Source organism: Paenibacillus sp. J22R160 (assembly GCF_059692135.1).
In genome coordinates this window covers 62,836-86,465 of the sequence record NZ_JCAUAU010000021.1, presented here as the reverse complement: position 1 = coordinate 86,465, position 23,630 = coordinate 62,836, and the positions used below count along the sequence as shown (strand labels likewise).

The following is a 23,630-nucleotide window of genomic DNA, read 5'->3' as shown; positions in this document are numbered from 1 at the left end:
AAAAGAGGCTGCCGCAGAATCGCTGGACAGCCTCTTCTTTTGCATGTTCCGTATCATTGAAACGATTTTTACGAAATCTGTCTTCCTTTAAGAAGAGACTTCATATCTGGGTTGGGATTGGCAAGGATTGGAAGCATTTTTACACTGCTAATCATAGGAGAGAGGCACTGGTGGCAAGTTGGGGCGTATTCAAAGGCAAAATTATCTCGAATCCAACCATTACAATCGTCCTTCTTGCAGGCCCAGATTTTGGTGATCTCCTGAGGGATCTCCTCGATTGATTTTCTTCGAAAATACATCGTGTACGCCTCCTTAGATAAAAAAACTGCCCTTAACACATGTTAAGGACAGTTTCCTGTGTGTATCCGTATTACAGTTTAACAACGTTCTCGGCTTGAGGACCGCGGTTGCCTTGTGCTACGTTAAATTGAACGCGTTGACCTTCGTCCAAAGATTTGAATCCGTCGCCTTGAATTGCGGAGAAATGTACGAATACGTCATTTCCGCCTTCCATTTCGATAAAGCCAAAGCCTTTCTCTGCGTTAAACCATTTCACTGTTCCTGTTTCCATAATATGTTACCTCCAAAAAGTTATTTAACATGTATTTTTAGACAAAAAAAATCACACATTGAAAAAGTTACCATTACACAAATGATCACCTTTTCAATATGTGAATTTATGCGAAGTCGATTTATAAACGTATCTTAACACATGATCGTCAGTAAAGCAATTTTTTGTCTGTACAAGCTATTTATCTTGCTAAAAATCAATTGAAATAAGACTTTTACCCTGCATTTTTGTCCTTCGCTCGGGTTTTCCACCCCTTCGATTTCCTTTAAGCTTAATCATGTAAACACTTTCTTGCTTAGAAAGGTTAGAGATAGAGGTCGGACAGGAGGAAATAGAAATGGAACTGGTGACCGCCAAGATCACAACTGCCAAAGAAAAGCCCTTACACAGGCAGATAAGGAGGATTTGGAAATATAAGCTGCTGTATGTCTTGTTAGTTCCGGCATTCTTATGGGTCTTCATTTTTGATTATCTTCCGCTTTACGGAATTAGCATTGCCTTCATGGATTACAACGCCATACAGGGCTTTTCGGGCAGCCAATGGGTTGGCTTCAAGTATTTTCGGATGCTGTTCGAATCGGAGATGTTTCTGAATGCGTTCAAGAATACCTTGCTCATAAGCTTGTATAAAATGATAAGCGGTTTTCTATGTCCGATTTTGCTAGCGCTTGCACTAAATGAAATACGTGTCGTATGGTTCAAAAAGTCGCTACAAACCGCAGTCTACCTGCCGAGGTTCGTTTCCTGGGTCGTTTATGGAGGTATTATCACGCTGCTCCTTTCGCCGGAAACCGGGGTCATTAACAAAATCATTGAGTTTTTCGGAGGCGATCCCGTTTATCTACTCGTTGAACCAATGTATTTTCGAACGATTCTGGTTGTCACGGATGCCATGAAGGAGATGGGATGGGCAGCTATCATCTATATTGCCGCAATCGCCGGACTCAATCCAGAAGTTTATGAAGCGGCCATTATGGACGGAGCGACACGGTTTCAACGAATTACTCACGTTACCTTGCCAGGAATTACAGGAACAATCATCGTCATCTTCATCCTACGGGTTGGCTATATTATGAGCGCTGGGCTTGATCAAGTCATCAATTTGTACAATCCGATGGTCTTTGAAGTCGGAGATATTCTGGATACGTACATTTACCGTGTTGGCATTGAGCAGTTTAGTCTTAGCCTTGCCGCTGCGGCTGACGTTATCAAAGGAGCTATTGGCCTTGTCATGATGCTCGTCGCCAATTATATCGCCAAGCGGATAAATGATTCCGGCATTTTCTGACAAAAGGGGAAGAGTACCGATGAAGCTAACGAAAGGCGAGAACGTTTTTGTCGCCACGAATTATTTGATACTAACGGTCATTACCATCGTCATTGTCATTCCTTTCTGGTATGTTATTTCTGTTTCAGTGACGCCTTATCACATTTTCAGCGAAAAAAATGGTTTGATATTGTTTCCAACTTCGTTCAGTTTGGAGTACTACACGTATTTGCTGAGGGAAGGCTCGCTCATTTTTGAAGCTTATGGCAATACGATCCGAAATACGGTTGGAGGCGTCCTGCTCGCTTTATTCCTTACGACAACAGCGGCTTACGCACTTGCGGAGAAAAAATTGCCTGGGCGCAGGATCTTCATGCTTTACTTCATCTTCACCATGTTGTTTAAAGGGGGGATGATTCCCACTTACATCACCATTAAGCAGTTAGGATTATTGAACACTAATTATGTGCTTATTTTGGTTTTGGCGTACAGCGCTTTCAATATGATCATAATGAAATCTTTCTTTGAAGGTATTCCTGAAAGCTTGCGGGAATCCGCTTCCATTGACGGGGCTTCCGAATTTAGAATCCTTTGGCAGATCGTCCTGCCTTTATCCAAGCCGGTTATTGCAACGATTGGACTACTCTATCTGGTTGTCTACTGGAACGATTTCTTTAATGCGATGCTGTATGTCACAGATTGGCACAAAGCTCCCGTACAGCTTGTACTACGCACCATTATTGCCAGTTCCAGCCTTCCGCCGGAGCTGCTAGAAGCAGCAGGTTCTACGCCGCCACCTACAATAGGCATCCAAATGGCCGCAATTGTGATTGTAGCACTGCCGATGCTGCTGATTTATCCGTTTATTCAAAAGCATTTTGAACAGGGGATGCTGATTGGTTCTGTGAAGGGTTAGAAAGACAATTCTAGGAGGTCATGTCAACATGTCAAATCAAGGTAAAGTTTGGTCCTACAGTGCAATTGCAGCCATATTGGCAGGGACCGTAACGCTTGCAGGATGCAGCAAAGCTGTTGATCCGTCTGCTGCTACATCATCGCCAACTGAAGTTGCTGTCTCTGCGGTACCGAAAAGCGATGAGCCCTATGAACTGAAATGGTTAAAAGCGCAGGATATTTCCAAGCCCTATGATCCATCGAAAGATATAATCATGCATACGGTGGAGAAGAAACTGAATATCAAAATCGTGCCAGAGATGGTGGATGTCCAGCAGTATAAAACGAAGCTGAATCTGAAGATGTCGAGCGGAGATATCCCCGATGTGGTGCGGATTGATTTTGCCGATGATTTCCAGAAGTATGCGCAACAAGGTGCTTTTTTCGATCTCACGAATCTAATTAATGAAAAAGATACCCCGAATATTCTCAAGGAAGTTCCGAAAGAAGTTTTCGAGCAGGCAAAAGTAAACGGTAAAATTTACGGCATTCCTTATCAAGGGGGTCCTGGGGCTGGATACCGCTGGAATCTAGTCATGCGTAAAGATTATTTGGATAGCGCAGGCGCTCAGGTACCCAAAACGCTTGATGAGTATAACAATTTGCTGAAAAAAATCAAGGCAGATAAACCGGATGTCATCCCGTTAGGCGGCTATACAGCGCAGATTGGCCAACAGAAATATGCCAACAATTCTTTTGACCATATTTTTGGTGCATTTGGCGTAACACCGGGCTATTTTACGGAGAAGGACGGTAAATTCAGCAATTATGACATTGATCCGAAAATGAAAGATGCCCTGCTTTATTTGCAAAAAATGTATGCAGATGGGCTCATCGATAAGGAATTCGCGACCATTAAGGAAGAACAGCTGCGTGCGAAACTGTATAGCGGGAAGTTATTTTCCTGGATGGGCTGGTGGTCGACGCCGAACGATTACGACACTCAAGTAGAAACGAACGAGCTCAAGAAAAGTGGTAAGCTTGCTTCAGACGGGAAACTACCCGATCAATCCTTTCAACCTCTTAAATATTTGACTTTGACGGACTCTATTGTTGGCTCAGATGGTAAAGCCGTAGCTCCTGCAGGGGCGCCTTTCGGACAAATGCATGCAATCAGCGCCAAAACGAAAGACCCAAAAAAGGTTCTAGCCATTATCGAAAACTCCTTGTCGTTGGAGAATCAAATGTTAACGGTATGGGGCATTGAAGGGGAAGATTACAAGATTGACAACGGCAAGATGAAGCTGGTTACCGATTTACTCGATCCCAAGACGCAGCAGGATAAGAGCGGGAATTTCCGCGGTATTCAAAGCTATTTGTTCGCGCCCGGTTTGAAAGGCTGGCCTCGTTATTTGGAGTCGCTGCCTCTTAGACAATCGCAGGCTTTGGATGTAGCCATCAATAATAAGTACCAAATTACGGATGCCTCCAATTATCTGGATTCCCCTACGAAAATTGCGAAGCTTGTGGAACTGAACACGATGCGTGATTCTGTCTTTACCCAGATTATTTTGGGTGCTGATGGTAAGAAGTTCGACGAATTTGTGGAAAAATGGAAATCGCAAGGCGGCACACAGATTCTTTCGGAACTAGAGGCTTCTTTTAAGAAAAAATCAGGTGTATGATTACTGTATACTCGAACCGCAGCTGAATTGCTGGAGCCCCTCTGTAGGTAGAAACGGAAGGGGCTTCTGTGATGAAGTCGGTGAAAAAGGGTTGGTTTGGATGGCTATTCGTATACGAAAACACAGCGGCAGTTCAGGATTATTGTCTAGGCTCAGTCTTCCGATATTTGCACTGATTGTCACGTTCATCGCACTTTTTGCGGCTGCGGCCAGTTATATTCTCATCCGGGTACAGAACGACCATTCCGTCAAAATGGCGGAACAGTCCATGAAATTCGTTTATAGAAATATTGAATATCAATTTGATACGATGAATAATGTTGCGGCTTTTGTATTAAGCAATCAATCCATTGAAAATTTGCTAAAGAATACGTATCAAGAGCCTTACGAAGCGGCAGACGATTATTACACTTTACAGACTAATTTGCAGAATCTATCTTTATTGTCACTACTGAACGACTTCGGCTCAGGCAACATCGCGCAGCAATCCTACGTAGTATCCGTCATATTGGAACCGGAGAGTGGGTTATACGCGATGGCTCCGGATCATTTTTACCCGACAACGGGCATTTTTAAAAATGGTGATTTACATGATCAAGCATGGTATCAAAGTCTGACTAACGGGAAGCAGCAGAATGCGTGGTGGGGTCAAAGGACGGATGCAAACGCTGCAATGATCTATTCGGCAAGGAAAAAAGCGAGCCTCAAAGACGGCCGAAGCATTGGTACCGTGATCGTCGGAGCGGATACCCGCAGCATCAAAGGCGTGTTCGATAATGCTCCGTTAGATCAGGGCTTTCATCTGCTGCTTGATGCAAACAATCGTGTCATTTACAGCGAGCGCTACGACTTTCTCGCGGACACTGGAGGATTGCCTTATGTCGGGCAATTAACCGGCTCCAAAGGCTCGCTCGAAACAAAGATGGAGGGCGAAACCTACAGGGTTATGTACGAGACACTGAAGAATGGATGGAAGCTTCTCGCCGTAGCTCCCAACAGCCATTTCAGCAGGTACACCTTCGCAATTTCGGCAATTGGCGCTGCCACGGCAGCTGCCGCCTTACTCATAGCGGGTATATGGCTCCGAAGAATCGTCGTTCGAGTCACTGTACCTATTACAAGGCTGGTCACTGCCATACAGCGTCCGGAAGTTGTGGAGTTTAAGGAGCCGCTTCCGTCACAAAGAACGGGGATCTATGAGGTCGATGAGCTGAACCAGAAGTTCGCGTCCATGCTCGTAACGATCCATAGTCTGATCGAAAAATCATTTACCGAAGAAATTGAACGCCGGCAGCTTCAATTGGAGCTGTTACATGCTCAGATCAATCCCCATTTTCTATATAACACCTTGGATCTAATTAATTGTAGGGCCATCATGACAGGGGATCGGGAGACGAGTCAGATTGTTCGTTCCCTTGCCAACGTATTTCGCTACGGTCTGAATCGGGGGCATACCTGGATCTCATTGGAAGAGGAGATCAAGCAAGTCGAAGCCTATCTTCATATTCAGAAAATGATGATCGATGATTTGACCTTTGATGTCCAAATACCGAGTGAACTCTTGTCGGCAACCATCGTTCATCTCATTTTGCAACCGTTAGCAGAAAACGCGATCATTCACGGTTTCGCTGAACGCAACAGCGGCTGCCGAATTGTCATTTCGGCTAGATTAGAGCAGGGAGAGCTCGTCATCAGGGTCGATGATAACGGCCGTGGCTGCGATGCGGATAAGATGAATCGTAGGCTTAGGCAGCAGCCTGTACGAGATGATGGCATATCGCACGAAGATGGAAGCGGCTATGGAACGATGAATGTTCACCGGAGAATCCAACTGCATGACGGGGACGGATATGGTTTGCGTTATTTGAAAGTAGCGGAGGGTGCGGGTACCAGCGTAGAAGTTGTTATGCCTTACCGTCTAGAACGAGCGGTCGTTAGAGAGGATGCTTCGCATGTTTAAGCTGCTGATTGCGGAAGATGTGAAAATTGTACGTGAGACTTTGGTGCGTTCCATCCATTGGGAAGCTCTAGATATCCACCTTCTAGGAGCTGTGGAGAATGGGCAAGAGGTGCTAGACTGGTTAGAACGCGAGGAACCGGATCTTCTCTTGACGGATATCGGCATGCCCAAAATGAATGGATTGGAGTTGATGGAGATCATCAAATCCCGTAATCCGGATATCCGCTGTATCATTTTATCAGGGCTGAATGAATTTGAGCATGCCAGGCAGGCGATTAAACTGCAGGTGCTGGATTATGTATTGAAACCAATTGACCCAGAAGCTATTGAGAAAGTACTTGCCAATGCTGTTGACGTACTGCGCAAGGAACAAGAAGAACGTCTCGCTTTGAAAATCGCGGAAGCTGCAGCCAAAGAAACGCTCCCTAATTTGACGGAATCCTTGCTTCATGTGGAATGGAGCGGAAATTTGAAAAAGAAGAAGCTGGTTGAACAGGCGATCCAGTCTATTAAAGAGGGATATATGCGTAAGGAGCTGTCGCTGTCAGATGTAGCGGGAGCCGTTGGATTAAGCGATAAATATTTGAATCTACTCTTTAAAGAAGTAACTGGTGTGACTATAAACCATGCAATCATTCGTCTTCGTATGGAAGAGGCGGTTCGGCTTCTAAAGGATCCAGCGATTAAAATCTATGAAATCTGCGACAGGATTGGGTATACAGATCAAGACCATTTCAGAGAGAGCTTTAAGAAGCAGTATGGGGCGACACCTTCGGAGTACCGCAATAAGTTTTTATAAACGATATACGGCTATTAATAGTTTTCCCCACATTTCTAGTTGGATATTCAACAACGGATGGAGGACAAGATGAACTTATGAGAATGTTCGTTATAAAATAATTCTTTACCAATCATTCTTAATATGCTAAGATACTATCTGTACGGAAGAGGTCATGCAGTTTCAAAAAAAAGAAACAGGTAGTCACATTTTTTTTTGAAAATTTAAGAATGATCATTCTCAATAAAAACTATGATGATTCATAAAAAGGAGAGATAGAAAATGGGAAAAATGAATGGGAAAGTTGCGTTAATTACAGGAGGAAGCAGCGGTATTGGTTTTGAAGCAGCAAAATTATTTGTGGCAGAAGGTGCGAAGGTGGTTATCACCGGTCGCAATCAGGAAGCCTTGAACGCCGCGGTTGAGAAGCTTGGTGCTTCAAATGTACATGCTGTTCAAGCAGATGCCACTGATCCAACAAGTTCAGAAAAAGCTGTGTCTGAAGCAATCCATACTTTCGGCCAACTGGATGTTGTTTTCGCTAATGCAGGTATTTCTGGAAATACGCCAGTGGGAGCAACGGAACTTTCTCTTTTTGAGAAAATTCTTCAGGTAAACGTTACTGGGGTATTTTTCACCGTTCAAGCTGCTTTGCCTCATCTGAACGCAGGAGCTTCCGTGATCTTGAACGGCTCTGTGCTTGCCAAAGCAGAAACCCGGGTTATGCAGCCTATGCTGCAAGTAAAGGCGCAGTTACCAGCATGGCAAGAGTGCTCGTTTCGGAATTGTCTCCACGTGGTATCCGCGTAAATACGATCGTACCAGGAGCCACGCGGACGCCAATTTGGGGCCAGCCTGAAGGATTAGCACAAGTAGAAGCTGCGATAGCGCCTAAGATTCCGATGAATCGCTTGGGTGAACCAGTGGAAATCGCCAACGTTGCGTTGTTCTTGGCTTCAGATGACTCCTCTTTTGTTCAAGGTGCTGAAATTAGCGTAGATGGCGGCGCGGGCTCATCTCCGATGGGCGCTCCGGCTTTTCGTAAACTTTAATTTTTATTGATTTTGTAAAATGAGTCTGATATAATACAATTAAATTTTTATGAGTGGAGTTGAAGGCATAATGTAGGTTTTCTTGCTAACGGTAAAACATTCTAGCGATTTTTCGCATGTTTTATTTCGTATGCAGGAAAGTTACATTATCTTTCACTCAAACGATATATCCTTATTTAACTCCGTATAGGGGTTAATTAACTGTATTTATTTGAGCTACAAGAATGTAACTTTCTTGTAGCTTTTATTTTTTTCATACAGGAGGATCATGCTATGTCATTAATAAATGTTACAAACCTGACGTTTGCTTATGAAGGAAGCTACGATAACATCTTCGAAAACGTTAACTTCCAAATTGATACCGATTGGAAATTAGGCTTTACAGGAAGAAACGGCAGAGGGAAGACAACGTTTCTCAATCTGTTGCTCGGTAAGTATGAATACAGTGGACATATTTCTGCGAGTGTCAGTTTTGAATATTTCCCTTTTCCAGTTGAGAACAAAGGGAATCATACCATTGATGTCATCAGCGACATTTATCCAGACTATATTCACTGGCAGTTAATGCGCGAGCTTTCGCTATTAAAGGTTTCGGAGGATGTCTTGTACCGGCCATTTGACTCCTTGTCTAATGGAGAGCAAACGAAAGTGCTGCTGGCTGCTTTATTCATCAAAGAGAATAGTTTCCTGTTAATTGATGAACCGACTAATCATCTGGATATGAAAGCAAGAAAGCTGGTGAGTGATTATCTCAAGTCGAAAAGTGGATTTATTTTGGTGTCACATGACCGATCATTTCTTGATAACTGTGTAGACCACATTTTATCCATCAATAAGACCAACATAGAAATTCAAAAGGGAAATTTCTCAAGTTGGTGGGAGAATAAGTCGCGGCAAGATCACTTCGAGCTGGCTGAGAACGAAAAACTAAGAAAAGACATCAAACGATTGTCAGATTCCGCCAAACGGACGGGCAACTGGTCGCACGAAGTGGAAAAAACAAAAAACGGAACAAGAAATTCCGGTTCCAAAGTGGATAAAGGCTATATTGGCCACAAAGCTGCTAAAATGATGAAACGCTCTAAAGCTATTGAGCAAAGACAGCATACGGCTATCCATGAAAAGTCTAAACTCCTCAAAAATATCGAGAGCTCAGAAAGCTTAGAGATCTCGCAACTTGCATTTCACAAAAACCAGCTTGTTGAGCTGGATCATGTGTCCATTTATTACGGCGAGAAGACCGTATGCTCAGATTTAAGTTTCATAATTGAGCAAGGTGAACGTATTGCACTATCGGGACAAAATGGCTCGGGAAAATCAAGCATCATCAAGCTTATTTGCGGCGAGGATATGAATTATACAGGCCAGATCCGGAAGGACAGCCAGTTGAAAATATCTTATGTATCCCAAGACACATCGCATCTTCAAGGCAATTTATCTGACTATGCTGCGGACTGTGGGATTGATGAAAGTCTTTTCAAGTCGATTTTGAGAAAGCTGGATTTTTCCAGAATTCAATTTGAAAAGGATATTTCATCGTTCAGTGGTGGACAAAAGAAAAAGGTGTTAATAGCAAAAAGTCTTAGCGAGCAAGTACATTTGCATATTTGGGATGAACCGCTAAATTTCATAGATGTCATATCTCGTATGCAAATAGAGGAGTTACTGCTTGAATATTCGCCAACCATTCTTTTTGTGGAGCATGACAGGGAATTTTGTCAGAACGTTGCAACTAAAATCATTGAACTCTAAAAAGATATCTAACGAAGCTGCCGTGCATAGAAACGGCAGCTTTATTTATGGAAAAATTTGTGGCTCAAACGCCTCATTCTATGTTATATATGAAATGACTCAAATTTGATGAATGGAGTGATAGGAATGAGAATCGCCGCGCAACTGTATACGCTTCGCAACTTTCTGAAAACACCCGCTGATATTAGCGAAAGCTTGAAAAAAGTAAAGCAAATGGGGTACCAGGCTGTACAAGCTTCCGGTGTTGGACCCATCGACATTCAAGAATTTAAAGCGCTTGCAGACCAAGAAGGGTTGACGATCTGTGCGACTCATATCGGATATAACGACTTGTTGAACGATATGGATGGCGTCATTAAGAAGCATCAAGCATGGGATTGTAAATATGTCGGTTTAGGCGGTCTACCGCCTGAGTTTCGGGAAAACAGCCAAGGCTATGCGACATTCGCCAAACAAGCTTCAGAGTTCGGAAAACAGTTGAAGGATGCCGGATTACAGTTTATTTATCATAATCATGACTTTGAGTTCGCCAAATATGATGGGAAGACAGGCATGGACATTTTATTTGAGATGTCGGACCCTGATAGTGTCGATTTTGAGTTGGATGTTTACTGGGTACAAGCTGGCGGGGCAGATCCTGTGGCGTGGATACGTAAAATGGATGGACGCATGAAGGTTGTGCATTTCAAAGATATGATTGTGACTCCAGATCGGAAACAGCGTTTCTCCGAGGTTGGGGAAGGCAATATGAATTTCAAAAGAATTATTCAAGCCTGCGAAGACATTGGAGTGGAATGGGCAGCGGTCGAGCAGGACGATTGTTATGACCGGAATCCATTCGAAAGCTTAGAGATTAGTTTTGCCAATTTAGCAAAATTAGGGGCAAAAGCTTAGAAGCAAATAAGGGTAGTTTCTCCACGTATAAGCAACGCCGATTTCTCCTGCTATTTTCTGCCATTGTTCTACTTTTGCGGTTGCTAACTGGATTTTCTACATCTAATTTCGCGAAATTCAGCAAGTTTAAGGTACTACCGACACTTTAGCTGGAGTTTCTACCGTTATTTCAATTGCTGCCAACGAGCAGCTTAGATGAACGGTAGTTTCTCCAGCTATTTTACCTGAGGCGCTTTGATGGTTCATCACTGAAGGTTTATAGGAAGACCTCCACTATAGAAAAAGGGTATTTCAACGAAGTTGAAATACCCTTTTTCTATAAAGACGATTGTTGGGATTACTCCACAGTTTTTTCTCCACCGGTAGCTAGCGGCTCAAACGAGTGGCGGACCGAAGCTTCCTCAATGTCATAAACAGCCCAATGATTGTCCGGAACGTCAGTCCAAGGTGAGTGCATGATTCCGTGAAGCGGTCCTCGACCGAGTACACGATTGATTACGGCAACGGCTTCTGCGCGAGTGAGCGGATTGGCTGGAGCGAAAGTGCCATCGGCATAGCCGTTCAAGTAGCCCGCGCCTTGCGCAGCTTTGATAGCGTCTTCGGCCCAAAGGCCGGACGTATCGGTAAAGCCTGCGCCAGTTCCTTTAGTACCCACCGCGAACCGTGCAGCAAGAGCTGCCATTTCCGCCCTGGTGATCGGTTGATCCGGTTTAAAGGTGCCGTCTGCGTAACCTTGCATCAGACCCATGCGTGAAACTTGGGCAATGGCATCATAAGACCAAAGATCTTTCTTTACGTCAGCGTATTCGCTGCTGCTGCCTGATGCTGGTTTAGTCGCTATGCGTGAAAGAATCATAGCCATTTCTGCGCGGGTAATGCGGTTGTCCGGATGGAACAAGCTGTTGTCATAACCTTGAATGTACGGTTCGTGCGAGAAGGACAAGGTCCGGCCATCGACTTTCAAAAGCGCATACGTACTGAATTTACTTGTCGTAAATTGAATGCCGCGACCGCCTTCGATCGTTGTAACAGTGCCTTTTTTAAACTCCTTAGTCCCATCACTGTGTTCAACATAGACACCGATTTGTTGAATCTCGGCATCGCTCAGGCCTTCTGGAAGCGGAAGGACGAGAGTGACTTCTTGATTTTGAAGGTTAGTCACAATGTCTACCGGACGGCCAACCAGAGAGGTCTGGCCGCCACCAGCAACGCTTAGTACAACCGTCGCCGCATTTGCGCGCCGCTCCAAATCCTGGCCGGCACTCGAAGCTTTCACAGGAACAAGGTTGAAATAAATATCATCTTTTAAGCTTTTGAGCGAGTCATTCGAAATCTGGACTTTAACATTATCTGTATCGAAAACGAGGTTGAGCCCGCTGTCACCTAGCAAACTCAGCGATTCTTTGCTCATCTGAACACTCGTCATGGACACATCATCTTTGGCATCGGGTAGGGTAATGACAGCCGACTTGGTGCTAGAAGCCTTGGAATTCTGAATCAACATTTTCGCATTGTCAGCCGAAATCTTGACTTCTTCTTTGTTTGTTCCATCCGCTTGTGCGGTACGGACGACGTTATAGCTAGTGATGCCACCGCCTCCGCCTCCGCCATAACCGCCACCATTTTGAGGAACGGAAGGTGTGTCGACTTTTGCGGCAATATCAAATTTGAAAGCATCTAAGAGCATGTAGTTGCCTGATTTTTTGACCGCTTTCAAAGTATGAGCGCCTTTCGGAAGTGAAGAGATGCGGTAAAGACTTTCTCCAGCACTCCGAATGGCAGAATGGGCATTGATTGTTTCCTTCAACACGCCATCGATATAGATGTCGATATCACCCAGCTCCGGCCCCGTTGGAGCGAGGAGTTCGATACCGCTTCCTGTGAAGGTATAGAGGTAGGAGTCACCATTCACGGTAGTTGCATGGACATCATCGGCATAATCACCTGTGAAAGAGAAAGTAAGCTTCAAGCTGCCGACAGGTTGAGCGGCCAGATACTCTTTTTTAATCGTCACTTGCTTACCGCTAATTTCATAATCGGTAGGGCTCACGAGTGTTTTGGCGCCGTTCGAAATGCTGCGTAAGCTATCTGGGTTGCCCAGGATGTTAATGCTCACATCTGCAGCAGCCGTTTTGTTGAAGTCAGCGGCAGAGATGTCAATCAGTTCGGGTTGTTGCACTTTGAGCGCATCCAGGAGCATGAACTGGCCTGACTTTTTGACCCCTTTCAGCGTATGAATGCCAGGTGTCAGGTTCATAACGCTATAGACTTCCTGCCCGGCAACATTGTGCGAATTCGCTCCAAAAGTATGAGCAGTTCCATGTAGTTGACCGTCTATGTAGATGTCCACATCGCCTTGGCCTTGATCAACTTCTGTTATATAAGTAATGCCAGTGCCATTAAACGTGTAGGTGAAAAAATCGTTGTTTTGCTCGACATAATGAACGTCTTTGCCGTAATCGTTAAAAGGGCGGTTGGTACTGCGGTTCCAAGCCCCGGTGTAGTGGATTTCCGCGTTGTCGTCATTGATGTAAGTGAACCTTCCGGGCGATGAAGAGTTGCTGATCGTTATGGCTAACGTTCTCGAACTTCCCGAACTGAATGTGAAAGTCAAATTCGTTAGTCCAACAGGCTGTTGGTTCAAATAGGATTTTAAGATTTTCACAACACCGTTTGTAACTGTGTAGTCCTGATCAAGCGTTAAACTGGCTGTGTCGTTCATAATGCCTGTCAGACTGTTGCTGCTTCCAAGTGTAAGTGTGGTAGAGATGTCCGCTTGAGCCGATGTTTTCTTGTCAAAGGCGGCAGTCGAAGGGTTGAGTGATGTTCCAGTGATGTCGATGGAAATCGATTGCGAGTCTCCACCGGCAAAAGTAAACTTCAGCTGGATAGGCTGCCCAGATGGCTGCTGGAGCAGGTATTCTTTCTTAATCGTTACAAGATTGCCGCTTATCGTGTAGTCTGTATTTGGCTGCAGCGATGCAGAGCCGTTATTAATGGCTGTCAACGAGCTTGCGCCAAGGGTTAGAGTCGTCGTAATGTCCGTAGGCTGATCTTTGTCAAAACTGTTCACAGAAGGTTGGCTTAGCAGTGTTTCTGTCGTCACCTTTAAAGCGTCCAGGATGAAGTAGTGTTGGCCGCTGCCGTTTCGTACCACCCTGAGTGTGTGCGGAGCTTGCGGAAGATCGGCGATGCGATAGACCGAATATAGGCCGGATTGCTGTGGACCTTCAGCATCGACAGTGCCTTTCAGCTGCCCATCGATATAAACGTCCATCCGTCCATTATCAGTGCCTTGCTCTGAGAAGACTTCAATGCCAGTGCCCGTGAAGGAGTAGCTGAACTCCGGCTGTGTGCTACCCTCCGATTCGCCGTAATGAACGTCATCCAGGTAGTCCCCAAAGGGTCTTCCGCCGTTGTGCCCCCACTTGTTCGAATACTGAATCGCTGAATCCGTATCGTTGATATAGACAGCGTGAGAGACCGTGGCGTCGAATGAACCAGCTTGCTGTGGAACATTATTAATGATTTGGTTAGTAAGAGCAGGAGAAGAGTCCGTGATGGCAATGGACAAGTCCTGTGCATCACGGGCTAATTCTTTGCCGCCGTTTCGTGTCCAAGTGCCTGTGTATCTCACACCAGTGTCATCGTCATTAACGAAAGAAGTGCCGCTTTGCGCGGTTACTTTGAATAAACGGGAAGCGTGCGGCTCCAAGGAAACTGGACCATAACTTGAAGCGTAATTGCCAAGCTCGGTATGGCCCCACAGGTCGCGAACGGAAGCTGGGCCGCTGAGACCAATGTCGCTCCAGTTAATGGTAACAGGTGCTGCTTTGTTGCCCAGGTTGAAAAGGGCAACCGTGTACGTACCGTCACCGTTATTCGCGTACCATACTTGCTGATTGGTTGACGTTGATACCGGGTGTACGGGGCGTCCAGCTTGATTCACAGCGATGACTTCATCATTTGTAAGTAGATCAAGACCATAGGCGTCGAGGCTCGACAAGTCGTCGCCCGTATAGAACTGCGCGGCCGAGGCTGCCCACAGCGTAGCTGCTGTTTGCCGTTCGTCTTTGGTCAAACCGGAGGTAGCGCCGTTGCCGACATTCAGGGAGTCGAAATCATTCCAGCCGCCCGGTCCGGCATCGCGCCACCAAAGCGCTGCGTCAGGGAATAAACGCGCAATATTGGCCCATTGCGTCATCCCGACTTCGCGGTCATAGGATTCCACATCCCAATCGACCCGCCAGCCATTCGCGTATTTTTTCCAATAATCCACGTAGTTGTGGTCAAGCGCCCAGGACAGCTCAAACCAAATATGATGTCTACTAAGCGCCGTTGACCAAGCTTTGACATCGTCACGTGCATCGATGCTGACGTCGTTATGCCCGGAACCCGGGGTGACGCTATCGAATTTGACGAAATCTACGCCCCAGGAAGCGATCTCATCTGCGATGGAATCAATATATTTTTGGGCGCAAGGATTGCTGAAATCAATTTTGTAGCCGATGTTCCAGTAATCCGCGAACTTGTAAGGCTTTACGACAATATCACCGATCGTACAGCCAGGCGCATTATAAATAGGTAAGTTGCGAGTCACCGCATCAGGCGAAACCCCGGGAATCAAATATATGCCGAGTTTTTGCCCGTTTCCGTGGACGTAATCGACGAGATTCTGGAAGCCTCCAGGGTATAGGGTCGTACTCGGTACGGGTCTGCCGTATTCGTCCATGCTGCCGTTCCAGCCGGCATCGATATTGATATATTTGTAACCGTGAGCCTGCAATTTCTCGTGCATGGCGTCAGACATCTTCTTGATCTTTGCTTCGGAAATCCAGTTACCGGATGGACCGTCGTAGACCTGCATACTGTAACTGCTCCAGCCCATATAAGGCTTCTGTGCCAAGCCATTGTCGGCCGCCTCGACTTTGCCTTGACCGGGCGGGACATAGCCGATCTGGGCAATGACAACGATAGCGAGCAGCAATCCCAGCCATAGCTTCCTTCGGCGTTGCAATCTGCTTTTCATCTTCACTTGTCTCCTTTGTCGTTGAAATAATTTCACGAATGTAAGCGCTACCGCACTTGCACATGTCCGATTATATAAGATCATTTCTGAATGTGGATAGGTACATTTCTGCCCTAAACCGTACCAATTGCCCGTTTTCAAAAAGAATGCGCCATCCCTTTTTGCGCTTTACGGACCGTTGGTCATATGGCAACGAAAAAGAAGCTGTCCCTACTAGTAGCGTTAACTACGAGGGCAGCTTCTTGGATTCATTTCTTTTCAATTTTGTCCAATTTTAATGTTCAACCAAACTATGCAAAGGGACTTCTTGTTCTTGGTCAGGCTGGTCAAGCGGATAAATTCTCGCCGTTTCATTGGCTTCATCGAACATTTTGAATATAGATCGGAACACTGTCGCAAGAAACGTTAGCCATAACTGGTGAAGCTGCGATTTGTGAGGCACGTAGTTTATTCACGTCAGTTAATCTCCTTCAGGTATTGTAAACTCGATCCTATTGTATCCCCTTAAGCAGCTAATTATTAGGTTGGCAAATAAAAAACGAACTACCGATCTCAAAGAGATCAATAGTTCGTCAAACGTCCATTTTACAAGTTAATATACTATCTAATCACACGTCGCGCTGTCATGTAGTGAGAATTCCAATAGGAGTTAATCGTAGTGATTTTCACACCGCCAGCACCGTAAGTGTTCAACATTTTGTTATTTCCAACATAAACGCCAACATGACCGACTCCTGATCTACCAGGAACGGAGAAGAATAGCAGGTCGCCTTTCTTCCAATTGCTTCTTGAAACAAAACTACCCATTTTGGATTGTTGAGCAGCTGTTCGCGGCAGGTAAATGCCGTATTTTCCGAAAATGTATTTCGTCAATGTCGAGCAGTCAAAGTTTCGCGTTTGTCCAACTTGAGCACCGAATTTATATGGTGTACCCAAATATCTTTTGCCTAAAGAGATGATGCTATCCGCTCTCGACGTTGAAGTTATTGTAGCATCAACAGTAACAGTATCAGCATCAGTTGCAGCTTGAGTAGACTGTGGACTACTAATTACCCCTCCTGAGATAGCAATGGTTGCTCCAATTGTCATAATTGCTAAGCGCTTGCTCCATTTATGATGTAATTTCATAGTTGTTGTCCTCCTCCTTATTATAGGCGCTAATTTCTTAGCTGAGCCTAGTATAGCAGACTGGAAGTCTCCTATTATTTGCTAGAAGAAGGGCAAACCTTGTGCTGGTAAGGGTAAAGCCCACATTATTAAAAAACCATGAGAATCTCCTAAAAAAATTATTCTTGACGAGCCGATGACAACAAAAAGCCTGATAGATCAACGGTTTAAGCCATTCGGAGAAGGAGAATTTTATTATTAAGCCTTTGATATTAGTAAGTAGTGATCTATTCAAGTGAGAGGTGTTGACAGACTCACTTAAACGGCGTAATTAGCTGAGTTTTCATACATAAACAAAGAGCAGCTAAAACTTAAACCGGAGTTCAAGTGTTAGCTGCTCTTTGTTTTTCTGTTGAAAGTTATTGTGTAGGCAGGCCATTAGGAACATAGTACGGAGGGATTTTGATCCAGCCGCGTTTCCGCATTAAAGCTTTTAACGAAGCTCCGTACTTCAATTTCTCTGCTTGAAATCCAGCAAACATAATTCCTACATCATTGCGCACGGATTGTACAGCACCAGTTGCACACATCATGTAATTTGCGACAACTTTAATGGAAAGTGCATTGGCAATCTCATCATCCGTCAATTTAACACCCATGGGTATGGCCTGCGGATCTGACTGTGGTTTTTTTTCAGATACTGGAGGGAGAGTCACGCCTTCTTGCAGCATAAAATCCCTTAGTGTTTTCGCTTGCGCATTTGCTATCTCCATAGATGCATGAAGAGCATCCAACAAATCGTTATCCATAGATGTGTTGAGTCCAACCTGCACATTGGCTATTTCTTCTTCAAGCATGGTTAAGTACATCCAACAAGTCATTGCTTCGCCTATATGTAAAGGTGGTTTAGGTTCGTCATCAACGAGTGTTTTCATTACATCAATGACCGTCTCAAGTAGATTAGTCAATCGTGCACCATCCTTTGTTTTTCATTAGTTTGTTTTTATGTTTCAACAATTATTCGGATTCCGTTAGTTTGGTAAGGTTAGGCTTGTGAGTTGCCATTAAAATGAGTACGTGATACAATCTTCCTGACGAACGTTCGGAAGGGTGATGAGAGATGACGGCTACTCGGATTAAAGAGGTTGCTCTTAAGCATTTTGCCAGTAACGGATATGAAGGTGCATCACTAGCGGATATTGCAACCGATGTAGGCATCAAAAAACAATCGATCTATACGCATTTTAAGGGGAAGGATGAACTTTTCCTTGAGCTGCTTGACGATGTACTGGCACGGGAATTGAACTTTGTTCTTGAATATCTTGAACGCTATAAAAATCTTGAGGTTGACCAGCTGCTTTATGGCTTCTTGATCCAATATCAAGATTGCTATGAAAAGGATGACAATACGAAATTTTTCTTGCGTGTAGCCTTTTTCCCGCCAACTCATCTCTACGATATTATTGTCAAAAAGGGTTATCACTATTTAGATACAATTGAAACGATGTTAATACCGCTATTCGAGAAAGCAATTGCAAAAGGGAACATAAGTCAAGAGGTCAGCAGTGAAATGGCGACAGTTGCTTTTCTTGCTGTGCTCGATGGCATGTTTGTAGAATTGCTATTCGGTGGAGTCGAAAGGTCGATGAAGCGAATAGAGGCTTCTTGGTTCGTCTATTGGCGCGGCATCAAAAAATAAATCAACAGGAGGAGGACCATACACCATGAATCGTAATTGGATTTATATATTTATAGGGGCGTTTTTTGAAGTTCTATGGGTCACAGGTTTAAAACATTCAGATACAACGATGCTGTGGATAGGCACGGTCATTGCGATGTATATCTCATTTCATCTAGTCATTAGCGCGTCTACGAAACTGCCAGTGGGTACTGTCTATGCCGTCTTTACGGGGTTGGGGACAGCAGGAACAGTGCTGGTAGAAATGCTGTTGTTTGGAGAACCGTTCAGGATTCTAAAAGTACTCCTTATTATTCTGCTTTTATCCGGTGTATTCGGACTGAAATTTGTCACGAAGGAGAATCATAAGAAAGGAGCTGCCGTCTAATGGGTTGGATTTTTCTGATGTTTGCCGGTGTGTTCGAAGTCGTAGGCGTCGTGGGTATGAACCAAATTAACAAGGCCAAAAATTTTCGCTCGTTTAGCCTTTTCATCGTTGGTATTGTTATGAGTTTCACGCTTTTGAGCCTGGCCATGAAAAGCTTGCCGATGGGCACTTCCTATGCTATTTGGACAGGGATTGGTACGGTCGGTGGCGCCATCATCGGAATGCTTTTTTATGGCGAATCCAAGGATTGGAAACGTATGATGTTCATTTCGATGGTACTAAGCGCGGCTGTTGGTTTGAAATTAATTGCTTAACCACATAGCTTTACAAAAAAAATGCATAGATAAGAGCGAACCGTCCATCAAGAAAAGTTTCCTAAATAGATATCTTATGTAATAATAGACATAAATAACAAAGAAATAAAGGAGTGCGATTCTATGAAAATCAATTATCATGGTCATGCCTGCATTCAAATTCATACAGGGGAGAAATCTCTCATCATCGATCCTTTTTTAAGCGGTAACCCTGCAGCCCAAATTAAGCCTGAGGACATCAAAGCTGATGCCGTGCTGCTGACGCATGCTCATATGGATCATATTCTTGACGCTGCACCTATAGCTAGTGCCAATAATGACGCACCTGTTGTCTCTATTGTTGAGCTTGCGGCCTATATGTCTTGGCAGGGGGTAAAAAATAGTGTCGGCATGAACATGGGAGGCACGTTCGATCTGGGCTTCGCTAAGGCGAAAATGGTTCAAGCTTTCCACAGCTCAGGCATTGTTGTCGAGGAAACCAAACAAATTCTGTACGCGGGGATGCCTGCCGGGTTCCTCGTGTTCGCTGAAGGCTTGACGATCCTGCACGCAGGGGATACCTCGTTGTTCAGCGATATGAAAATGATCGGCGATCGCCATCCGATCGACGTGGTCTTTTTGCCGATTGGTGACTTCTACACCATGGGACCGGAAGATGCGCTCCAAGCCGCGGAATGGTACAACGCGAAACTGACAGTACCGATTCACCACAGTACGTTCCCAGGTATCAAGCAAGACGCGGAGCTTTTCGTGCAGCAGCTTGAGGCACGAGGGTTAAAAGGCAAAGCAATGGCACCTGGTGATGAGTTGGAAATAGCGAGCCGTTAAGATAGGTCTAAGGTAGGATGTTAGTTTAAAACAACACTCATTCATAAAAACCGCGAGAGCATGATGCTCCGCGGTTTTTCGTTTTTCTATCACAAAAATATTTCACTATTCCTAGTGGCGGTCATGGTATAATTGAACTATTATTCGACAACATGAGCGTTTTTTTTGCAAAAATAGAGGCTGACGTGGATTTATTGTAGCTATAGGGGGGCTTAGTTGTGAGTGAACATACATCCGCAAATCGGACAACTAGCAGCCAAACTTCGGTTCAAGCTCAACCGGGTAGGTCAGAGACGGAAGTTCCAAGCACATTGGATGCGCGTCAAATGACACCTGCAAGTATTATGCAAATGCAGAGGACCCTTGGCAACAGGGCGGTTCAGGGTATGGTTCAAAGGATGGGGAATACACATCCAGTTATACAAAGAGCTGGTGGTGCCAGCGCACCTCCAGTTCCTGTCGTATCACAGCAGCAGCAACAGCGAAATGCTGATCTTGTAACTGCGCGCGACGCGAAAGTTACGTCACTCGTTGATAGCTCTTATACTGAAATAAGTGAGAAACTGAAGAAGAATATCGATACGTATTTGACTTCGGATTCGCAAGCGGATCCTATTCGAAAAAATGTCGTTGGAAAAGTAAAAGAAGAAATCAAAGCGAGCATGGGGACAACAGGTACAGCAGAACAAAGAGAAGATGCTTATAAGTTCGCCCAAGAAAAAGCCGATGGCATTATGATTACGAAGTTAAAAGCCTATGCCATTGAAGTAGCTGATAGCGAGTTTGCCGCCACTAAAAAAACCGCAATGAAAGAAGAGGCGAATAAAGCCTATCAGATTACGCCAAATTTAAATAATGCAACATTTGAAAAGCAGAAAACAAAAGCGGCTGCTGATGCAAAGAAAAAACTAGATGCATACGCCAAAACATTATTTACTAGTGCGGTTACGGCTTCAAAAGCGGCTATTGCTGTAAAATTCGCTGCCCCAACTACAGCTGGAGCTGTTTCAGGCTTTGATTCCGTTGGTGTAGGCACGACAGGAACGGATGAGTTAACGACACGGATTGGCCTGGATAGCAGTCTGGTTGACAAAAACGTGGTGAGACAAGAAACCGTTGATGGGACAACCAGAGACATCAAAGATATGGAAAACATTTATCAAACCGTGTTGTTCAATCCTATGAAATCGGCAGTATTGTCGAAATTAGGCGTGGGACGAAGAGCTTTCAGAAGATCAGCAGAGTTGAATGCGTACCGTGAGGATCTTAAAAAGGCAGCGCGTACCAAAGTTAATGCTCAGATCAATGACGCGATTGATAATCCAACATCTGCTTCTGTACCCACAAACGCTGCACCTTCAGGAAGTGCGCCGACAAGTGCAACATCTGCTAGTGCGACATCGGCATCGACAAGTACTGCTGGCCCTATGCAAAAGGAATATGTGAAAACGGCTACGAAAGCTATAGCCCATAAGGAATCCAAAGTCCTTGTAGACGATGTAATGAGGGATGAGGCTAATCTCATTCTAGAAAGAATAATTCCTAAAGGCCTTACCATTGATGAGTTTACAAAAGCTGCCAAAACTTCTGCCTATGAAGTGGCTAGATCTGCTGCTGCAACGCCGGATAAGATTCGAGCTGCTAGCATCAAGGGTGCAGAAGCAAGCGCAGAAAAATTACTGAAATTAAACAAAGATAAAGCTGTACTTGAAGCTAGAAAGCTGACGAAGGGAACAAAGGCAGAAGGGACTGTTGCTGCGACATTACCAGATGCGGCTAAAACGACACAAATTAAAGCTGCGATTCAAGATGATGTTAAAACGAAGAAGCTTGCCCAAAAACTAGTCAAGTCCGTAGAAGCAAGCGATCTCTCATCCGGCCTAACAAAAGTCGGTCATTTAATTGATATTTCAACACCTAATCCTGGGGATGCAAGCGCATTAGAGCTTGAATTGAAAATTCCGGTTGCCTCCGCAGCGGGTGGTGGTAATGCCTACTTCCTTTTCGGATTCGCTGGTGAGGCAGAGCGGGAAGCCGATGAATTGAGCGTAAATACGCAATTAACTTTCGGTGCCGGATTTACGACCTTTGGTTTTGATGCAAATGCAAGGTTTGGGTTATTCCTTGAAGGAAAAGCTAAGGATACAGCTACTGTCATGAATTTACTTTCTTATGGCTTATACAGACAGATGCCGGAAAGCGCGCAGGCATACTTCTGGGGCAAAGGCGGTAAATCCGGCGAGTCAAGCCTGATTGAAGCTGAGAAGTGGGCGATGATGATTGAAGAAATGCATATGGGTGATGAAAAAGCTGAGGTTAATGTTGGTTTCCTCACGAAGTTGGCAATGGAAGCTAACGTAGGAGTAGCCTCATTTTCTGCTGAGCTTGCATTCAAGCGCCTTAGTAAATATAACAAGGAAATTATTGAGACGAAGGGCAAGGATGCAGCAGGTAATATTATGTCTGCGGCAGAGCGGTTAACTGCTGAGAAGACCGGTAAAGGCATTGGCAAAGGCGAAGTCAATACAACAGTTGAAGCAGGAACCGAAATTGAAATCGAATTTGGCAAAGATAAGGTTGCTTTTGGTCTTGAAGGATCTGCAACCTTCTTGAATGGGGACGAAACCAAACTCAAGGAATTGAATCTGCAGCTATCGGCAAGCATCCCTTCCCAATTCGGAGAAGAGGGTGGAGATTTCACCAAGTATGCATCCAAAATTGTCACTGCTGCGATTGGCGGAGGCAAAAATCTAACCGCTCTATTCAGGAAGGGGATCGCTTCTAAAGTAGAAAAAGGGAAGCAAGTGGTCAGTACTGGACTAGATGCTGGAACTGATGCGTTATTCACGGGGAATTATTTCGATGATATCGGGGCAAGTTTTGCCTCGCGGATTAAAGGTGATGAAACCGTTAACGATACGATGCGTTCCTGGCTGCCCGGCCAAGATTCAGAGGCATCAGATATTGAATCTGTTGACAAAATTGGATTATCCAATGCGCTTAAGCTGGAAATAGGTTTCCATAGAGAATATGATGGTAGAAGCGTAGCAACAAGCCCTTGGGTTATAACAATATCAGCTAGTCAAGTAAAATCGCTAGAAGTTGATGCAGAGATTGTTAAAGTGGCTGTAGAGAAGTCCAAGCGACTTGGACAATTAGAATTCCGGAAAGATAAAACCGCGAAATATGAGTTTATAGGTTTTGAGGGTGGTGGCCAGGACCGTCCGGCGCCAACACCTACTGCAAGTACGCCAACAGCAAGTACCCCAACGGCAAGTACTGCAACGGCAGGAACAACTGGAGCGACAGGAGCGACAAGTACAGCAAGTACGGCAAGCAATCAAACAACACCGGTTCCAACTCCTGCACCGAGCACAGCGTCTACACCTAGTCAGGTGCCAGTGGTCACGCCGTAGAAGCATGTACATAGAGT

The 23,630-nt window shown here is 44.8% G+C and carries 18 protein-coding genes and 2 pseudogenes; 13 read left to right on the top strand and 7 right to left on the bottom strand.

All coding sequences use genetic code 11. From position 1 onward, the window contains the following. Nucleotides 1–68: 68 nt before the first annotated feature. Together AC58UW_RS27765 and AC58UW_RS27760 are read right to left on the bottom strand one after the other, a co-directional pair. Nucleotides 69–299 carry a cold-shock protein gene (locus AC58UW_RS27765; protein WP_497423799.1) on the bottom strand — a complete coding sequence of 77 codons (231 nt, stop codon included), beginning with the start codon at nt 297–299 and terminating at the stop codon, nt 69–71. A 71-nt stretch (nt 300–370) separates the two neighbouring features. Next, nucleotides 371–571, bottom strand: coding sequence for a cold-shock protein (locus tag AC58UW_RS27760; protein WP_029194307.1), 201 nt, complete (start codon nt 569–571; stop codon nt 371–373). Nucleotides 572–908: 337 nt separating this feature from the next. Here AC58UW_RS27760 and AC58UW_RS27755 point away from each other — a divergent pair, with 337 nt between their 5' ends. From AC58UW_RS27755 to AC58UW_RS27720, 8 genes and pseudogenes are all read left to right on the top strand, one after another. After that, on the top strand, nt 909–1,859 hold the full coding sequence (locus AC58UW_RS27755) for an ABC transporter permease (RefSeq protein WP_497423798.1): 951 nt from the start codon (nt 909–911) through the stop codon (nt 1,857–1,859). A gap of 19 nt (nt 1,860–1,878) precedes the next feature. Next, nucleotides 1,879–2,754, top strand: a complete 876-nt coding sequence (locus AC58UW_RS27750) for a carbohydrate ABC transporter permease (protein ID WP_497423797.1) — start codon at nt 1,879–1,881, stop codon at nt 2,752–2,754. Between the two features lie 28 nt (nt 2,755–2,782). Further along, complete coding sequence (locus AC58UW_RS27745) at nt 2,783–4,417, top strand: extracellular solute-binding protein (protein ID WP_497423796.1); 1,635 nt, start codon at nt 2,783–2,785, stop codon at nt 4,415–4,417. 100 nt (nt 4,418–4,517) lie between these two features. Further along, nucleotides 4,518–6,377 carry a cache domain-containing sensor histidine kinase gene (locus AC58UW_RS27740; protein WP_497423795.1) on the top strand — a complete coding sequence of 620 codons (1,860 nt, stop codon included), beginning with the start codon at nt 4,518–4,520 and terminating at the stop codon, nt 6,375–6,377. Next, entirely contained in the window at nt 6,370–7,176 is an 807-nt protein-coding gene (locus AC58UW_RS27735) for a response regulator transcription factor (RefSeq protein ID WP_497423794.1), read from the top strand. Before AC58UW_RS27740 ends, AC58UW_RS27735 begins: the two co-directional genes overlap by 8 nt. Nucleotides 7,177–7,437: 261 nt before the next feature. Further along, nucleotides 7,438–8,207, top strand: a pseudogene (locus AC58UW_RS27730) (SDR family NAD(P)-dependent oxidoreductase). Nucleotides 8,208–8,480: 273 nt separating this feature from the next. Further along, on the top strand, nt 8,481–9,959 hold the full coding sequence (locus tag AC58UW_RS27725) for an Lsa family ABC-F type ribosomal protection protein (protein ID WP_497423793.1): 1,479 nt from the start codon (nt 8,481–8,483) through the stop codon (nt 9,957–9,959). Nucleotides 9,960–10,085: 126 nt separating this feature from the next. Then, complete coding sequence (locus AC58UW_RS27720; protein WP_497423792.1) at nt 10,086–10,853, top strand: sugar phosphate isomerase/epimerase family protein; 768 nt, start codon at nt 10,086–10,088, stop codon at nt 10,851–10,853. Between the two features lie 126 nt (nt 10,854–10,979). Here the strand turns inward: AC58UW_RS27720 and AC58UW_RS27715 are convergent, their stop codons facing one another. From AC58UW_RS27715 to AC58UW_RS27695, 5 genes and pseudogenes are all read right to left on the bottom strand, one after another. Continuing rightward, nucleotides 10,980–11,102 carry a hypothetical protein gene (locus tag AC58UW_RS27715; RefSeq protein WP_497423791.1) on the bottom strand — a complete coding sequence of 41 codons (123 nt, stop codon included), beginning with the start codon at nt 11,100–11,102 and terminating at the stop codon, nt 10,980–10,982. An 88-nt stretch (nt 11,103–11,190) separates the two neighbouring features. Next, on the bottom strand, nt 11,191–15,882 hold the full coding sequence (locus tag AC58UW_RS27710) for a X2-like carbohydrate binding domain-containing protein (protein WP_497423790.1): 4,692 nt from the start codon (nt 15,880–15,882) through the stop codon (nt 11,191–11,193). A gap of 274 nt (nt 15,883–16,156) precedes the next feature. Continuing rightward, a pseudogene (locus tag AC58UW_RS27705) lies at nt 16,157–16,337 on the bottom strand (H-type small acid-soluble spore protein). A gap of 145 nt (nt 16,338–16,482) precedes the next feature. Beyond that, the gene (locus tag AC58UW_RS27700) at nt 16,483–17,010 is read right to left on the bottom strand and encodes a C40 family peptidase (protein WP_497423789.1); all 528 of its coding nucleotides are present in this window, start codon (nt 17,008–17,010) and stop codon (nt 16,483–16,485) included. Between the two features lie 398 nt (nt 17,011–17,408). Beyond that, nucleotides 17,409–17,957 (bottom strand): DUF3231 family protein, encoded by a 549-nt coding sequence (locus tag AC58UW_RS27695; RefSeq protein WP_497423788.1) that lies wholly within the window; start codon nt 17,955–17,957, stop codon nt 17,409–17,411. A gap of 152 nt (nt 17,958–18,109) precedes the next feature. Between AC58UW_RS27695 and AC58UW_RS27690 the strand changes: the two genes are divergently transcribed. From AC58UW_RS27690 to AC58UW_RS27670, 5 genes are all read left to right on the top strand, one after another. Further along, nucleotides 18,110–18,688, top strand: a complete 579-nt coding sequence (locus tag AC58UW_RS27690; RefSeq protein WP_497423787.1) for a TetR/AcrR family transcriptional regulator — start codon at nt 18,110–18,112, stop codon at nt 18,686–18,688. Between the two features lie 25 nt (nt 18,689–18,713). After that, entirely contained in the window at nt 18,714–19,055 is a 342-nt protein-coding gene (locus tag AC58UW_RS27685; RefSeq protein ID WP_497423786.1) for a DMT family transporter, read from the top strand. After that, nucleotides 19,055–19,369 carry a DMT family transporter gene (locus tag AC58UW_RS27680; RefSeq protein WP_497423785.1) on the top strand — a complete coding sequence of 105 codons (315 nt, stop codon included), beginning with the start codon at nt 19,055–19,057 and terminating at the stop codon, nt 19,367–19,369. Before AC58UW_RS27685 ends, AC58UW_RS27680 begins: the two co-directional genes overlap by 1 nt. A 123-nt stretch (nt 19,370–19,492) precedes the next feature. Continuing rightward, complete coding sequence (locus tag AC58UW_RS27675; RefSeq protein ID WP_497423784.1) at nt 19,493–20,197, top strand: metal-dependent hydrolase; 705 nt, start codon at nt 19,493–19,495, stop codon at nt 20,195–20,197. A 218-nt stretch (nt 20,198–20,415) separates the two neighbouring features. Then, nucleotides 20,416–23,613 (top strand): hypothetical protein, encoded by a 3,198-nt coding sequence (locus AC58UW_RS27670; protein ID WP_497423783.1) that lies wholly within the window; start codon nt 20,416–20,418, stop codon nt 23,611–23,613. The last annotated feature ends 17 nt before the right edge of the window (nt 23,614–23,630 follow it).

Coding starts and splice junctions, on each gene's coding strand:
- AC58UW_RS27735 (WP_497423794.1), top strand. CDS start 6,370: ATGTTTAAGCTGCTGATTGCGGAAGATGTGAAAATTGTACGTGAGACT.
- AC58UW_RS27740 (WP_497423795.1), top strand. CDS start 4,518: ATGGCTATTCGTATACGAAAACACAGCGGCAGTTCAGGATTATTGTCT.
- AC58UW_RS27700 (WP_497423789.1), bottom strand. CDS start 17,010: ATGAAATTACATCATAAATGGAGCAAGCGCTTAGCAATTATGACAATT.
- AC58UW_RS27690 (WP_497423787.1), top strand. CDS start 18,110: ATGACGGCTACTCGGATTAAAGAGGTTGCTCTTAAGCATTTTGCCAGT.
- AC58UW_RS27710 (WP_497423790.1), bottom strand. CDS start 15,882: ATGAAAAGCAGATTGCAACGCCGAAGGAAGCTATGGCTGGGATTGCTG.
- AC58UW_RS27765 (WP_497423799.1), bottom strand. CDS start 299: ATGTATTTTCGAAGAAAATCAATCGAGGAGATCCCTCAGGAGATCACC.
- AC58UW_RS27685 (WP_497423786.1), top strand. CDS start 18,714: ATGAATCGTAATTGGATTTATATATTTATAGGGGCGTTTTTTGAAGTT.
- AC58UW_RS27745 (WP_497423796.1), top strand. CDS start 2,783: ATGTCAAATCAAGGTAAAGTTTGGTCCTACAGTGCAATTGCAGCCATA.
- AC58UW_RS27760 (WP_029194307.1), bottom strand. CDS start 571: ATGGAAACAGGAACAGTGAAATGGTTTAACGCAGAGAAAGGCTTTGGC.
- AC58UW_RS27725 (WP_497423793.1), top strand. CDS start 8,481: ATGTCATTAATAAATGTTACAAACCTGACGTTTGCTTATGAAGGAAGC.
- AC58UW_RS27680 (WP_497423785.1), top strand. CDS start 19,055: ATGGGTTGGATTTTTCTGATGTTTGCCGGTGTGTTCGAAGTCGTAGGC.
- AC58UW_RS27755 (WP_497423798.1), top strand. CDS start 909: ATGGAACTGGTGACCGCCAAGATCACAACTGCCAAAGAAAAGCCCTTA.
- AC58UW_RS27750 (WP_497423797.1), top strand. CDS start 1,879: ATGAAGCTAACGAAAGGCGAGAACGTTTTTGTCGCCACGAATTATTTG.
- AC58UW_RS27720 (WP_497423792.1), top strand. CDS start 10,086: ATGAGAATCGCCGCGCAACTGTATACGCTTCGCAACTTTCTGAAAACA.
- AC58UW_RS27675 (WP_497423784.1), top strand. CDS start 19,493: ATGAAAATCAATTATCATGGTCATGCCTGCATTCAAATTCATACAGGG.